Annotated in this window: 3 protein-coding genes; all 3 read left to right on the forward strand. The window is 77.3% G+C overall.

What is annotated here, in order from left to right:
- Positions 1-505, forward strand: a 505-nt coding sequence (locus VQ03_RS34195; protein WP_048454684.1) for a hypothetical protein, incomplete at its 5' end; no start/stop codon positions are given.
- Positions 502-1,083, forward strand: a complete 582-nt coding sequence (locus tag VQ03_RS30470) for an SCO family protein (protein ID WP_048454685.1) — start codon at positions 502-504, stop codon at positions 1,081-1,083. The genes VQ03_RS34195 and VQ03_RS30470, both read left to right, overlap by 4 nt.
- Before the next feature lie 28 nt (positions 1,084-1,111).
- The coding region (locus VQ03_RS30475; protein WP_048454686.1) for a hypothetical protein at positions 1,112-1,603 on the forward strand (492 nt) is incomplete at its 3' end.

Below are 1,603 nucleotides of genomic sequence, written 5' to 3' on the forward strand. Positions count from 1 at the left end.
TTCCTCCGCGCCCGCCCAGTTGATCGACCTCAAGGGCGATCCGCCGGTGGCGCTCGCCGCCTTTCCGCGCTCGCTCGTCCCGCGCGGGGAGGGGGCCTTCGAGGCGACGGCGCAGCTGCCGCGGGGCGGGGCGTGGGAGCTCGTCACCACGACGGGAATCGGCGGGACGACGGCCTGCCCGCCCATCCCCCTCGAGGCCACGCCGCCGCCGCCGCCGGTGCCGCGGCTCGAGGCCGAGGTCGGTGCGGGGGAAGCCGGCACCGTGATCCTGGCGATCCGCCTCAAGGACTGGCCGGCGGCCCGGCCCCCCGGCGCGCTGCCGCTCCGGCTGACCGCCCTCGACGGCAGCGATGTCCGCGACGTCGCGGCGGATCCGGTGGGAGAGGCGTTCGTGACGGCGGCGCTCCGGGCCTCGCCCGGGCTCTACGCGGTCAGCCTCGCGGACGGCTCGCCGCTGCGGCCCGATCCCGCCATCGTGGCTTTGCGCCCGGGGAGGTCGCGATGAGCCGCACGGAACCGCGAAAAGCCGCCGCGCTGGCGCTCGCCGGCCTTCTCGCCGTCACCGTGCCGGCGCGGGCGGCCCCGATCGAGGCGCCCGCCCGGCTGCGGGAACCGGTCGTGACCGATGCCGAGCTGCGCGGGACCGACGGCCGCGCGGTGCGCTTCCGGCGCGACGTGCTCGGCCAGGGGGTCACCCTGGTGTCGTTCACCTTCATCGGCTGCCGGGTGCAATGCCCGATCTCCGACATCCAGGTCGGCCAGGTCGAGGACCTGCTGGCGGCCCGGGGCCGCGACGACATCCGCCTCGTGACCCTGACCATCGACCCCGACAACCGGCCCGAGGACCTGCGGCGGCACGCGGAACAGCTCTCGCCCGGGCCCTCGCGCCGCTTCCTGACCGGGAGCTTCGGCGAGCTGATCCCGCTCCTCGACGGGCTCGGGATGTCCTTCGGCTCCGTGTCCGATCACGACTTCTTCTTCCTCCTGTTCGACCGCAAGGGCCGCTTCGTCGCCCGGATCGAGGGGATCGACGCGACGCCGGAGCGGCTGGCCGCGGCGCTCCTGGCGGTGCCGGCCCCATGAAGCCGACCCAGCCAGTGAAGCCGACCCGGTGAGACTCGCGGCGTCGCGGATCGTCGCCCTCCTCGGCCTCGCAGTCCCGGTCCTCGCGCCGGGCCTCGCGGCCGGTCAGGCCGATCCGGAAACGCTCTTCGTCTCGGGCAGCCGGGGAGTGCCCGCGGTCCCGGGCGGGCGGCCCCCCGTCCTGCCGGGCTGCCGCGACTGCCACGGGCGGGACGGCGCCGGGGGCCGGGAGGGCGGCGCGATCGTGCCGCCGATCACCCGGTCCGCCCTTGCCCGCGCGACCCTGGCCCGGCCGGCCTACGACGAGGCCGCCTTCGCCGTCGCCCTGCGGGACGGCACCGGGGCGGGCGGGCGCCGGCTCCAGGCCCTGATGCCGCGCTACCCCCTCGGGCGGGACGAGGCGGGGGCCCTGGGGCCCCACCTCGAAAGGCCGGAGGCCAGGGAGCGGCCCCGCGTCGTACCCCGCCCGACCCACCGCCGCGTCGTCCCCGCCTCGGGCCCGCCCCTGTCTGCTACCCGG

Source organism: Methylobacterium tarhaniae, assembly GCF_001043955.1.
Lineage (GTDB): Bacteria > Pseudomonadota > Alphaproteobacteria > Rhizobiales > Beijerinckiaceae > Methylobacterium > Methylobacterium tarhaniae.

Excerpts from the sequence above, each read along its gene's own strand:
- VQ03_RS30470 (WP_048454685.1), top strand. The coding sequence starts at position 502 with ATGAGCCGCACGGAACCGCGAAAAGCCGCCGCGCTGGCGCTCGCCGGC.